This window comes from Oleiagrimonas sp. MCCC 1A03011 (assembly GCF_003267965.1).
GTDB lineage: Bacteria > Pseudomonadota > Gammaproteobacteria > Xanthomonadales > Rhodanobacteraceae > Oleiagrimonas > Oleiagrimonas citrea.
Genome location: NZ_MSPY01000028.1, coordinates 1 through 1,811, shown reverse-complemented (window position 1 = coordinate 1,811; position 1,811 = coordinate 1). Strand labels below are relative to the sequence as shown.

General features: G+C 46.6%; 1 protein-coding gene. It reads right to left on the bottom strand.

The genetic code is table 11. The features are described 5' to 3' along the window. A partial coding sequence (locus BTJ49_RS15650) for a condensation domain-containing protein (RefSeq protein ID WP_206098443.1) occupies positions 1–1,781 on the bottom strand: 1,781 nt, incomplete at its 3' end. Positions 1,782–1,811 lie beyond the last annotated feature (30 nt).

Below are 1,811 nucleotides of genomic sequence, written 5' to 3'. Positions count from 1 at the left end.
AGCTGGTGGATACACAGGTCATGCGGATACGGAGCCTCGGTCTGGTTCCAGGTCTCCAGCAACAAGGTGCGCTCGGCGTCGCTTAGCAGCGATTCGTGATTATGCCGCTGTTCCAAATTGGCCAGTAACTGCTTGCACGCGGTCAGATAATAATCTCCAAATCGTGAAATCAGCTCTTTATCGAAGGATTGCTCATCATAAACGAATATTAGGCTTATATTGTCGTCACTTATCCCACGAGATAAATTGACCACCATACCATAATTTGTCTTCTCAAAGCCGTTCGAGGCTTTTATGTCGAGGTTTTCTATATGGCCTCGTGTCAATTCATTGTACGCGTGGAAATGAGTGTAATTAAATAGTACTTCCGAAAACGATAGGCCAGTATCTTGCTGAATCCTTGATAGTGGGTAATTGCGATAGGCTATGCTTTTGGCGGTGAGTTCTGCAACGGTTTCAATTAGCTCACGCCAGCTTCCGTCTGGTAATACAAGACTCTGTGGAAGCGCATTTAAGAACAGACCAAGACCACGCTCCGCCCCAACGATTTCAGGGCGGCCATTGTGAACCACGCAACTCGTTACGCGAGATTGCCCGCATATTGTCGAAAGCACCTTGAAGTGCGCTGCCAGAAGTATCGCTTGTAGCGGAACACCGAGTTCTTTAGAGAGCGTAATCAAGTGACTCGACAAGGCTTTAAATGAATCAACTACCAAGCGACCTTGCGAGGGGATGGAGCTTACATTCTTAGATCGTGGCAACTGCGCGGTCGGCGCATCTTCCAACATTGTTGAAAAATAATCCTTCGCTGCCGCGTTAGCTAGCGCCTTCTCTTCCAGAGCGACGAAATGCCAATACGTCCGATCCACCATATCAGAAATCAGGGGTCGCCCCTCGAGACGATCCATGTATCGGTTGTAAAGCATTGTTTTTAAGGTTGCTAAACTCCATCCATCCAATATGGCATGATGAAAGCTGATAGCGCATTCGAAGTCCGCGTCAGTTCGTCGGAATATATAAATGCTTAATAATGGACCATTATCCCAGTCGAACACATGCCTTTTGCGTTTTTCCACCCATTCTGAGATGTAAATATCTTGTTCTTGAGACGTCAGGCAGCGCAGATCCTCTACAGTTAATGGTGTTTCAATGGCTGCGTAAACGTGCTGCAAGGGTCGGTCACCATCCAGGCAAAAGCCCGTGCGCAAGATTGGATTTTCCTGGACACAGGATGTCAACGCCTCTTCGAAGCATTTTTTATTCCACGGACATTTCACGTGATCAGAAATTATGTCGTGGTAGACGCCATTAAAATTTTCGAATTGCGTGTGGAAAACCATGCCTAACTGCAATGATGACATCGGATAGGCATCTTCGTATTCGCACTTTTGATTATAGCGAGCCTGCTCTTTTTCATCTAATAGAACAAATGGCTCCCATTTGGCCAAGTGTTCATTGGAAGTGCTAAGCTTTACATGGAGTGCCAAATGCTCAATTGTCTGGTACTGAAATAAATCCTTGATGCTGACATTGAAGCCGCGTTCTTTCAGCATTCCTACCACACGGATTGACAGGATTGAATCGCCTCCTAAGTTGAAATAGTTGTCTTGTACACCCACTTTTTCAAGCTGGAAAACGTCTTTCCAGATATCACATAGCACCATCTCTACCATGTCACGTGGTGGCACATACATTACAGTGCCAGCGTTTCTATCAGGCATTGGTAGGCTATTACGGTCGAGTTTTCCGTTGGGCGTCAGCGGCATCGTGTCCAGTTGCACGAAGGCCGTCGGCACCATGTAATCAGGCAA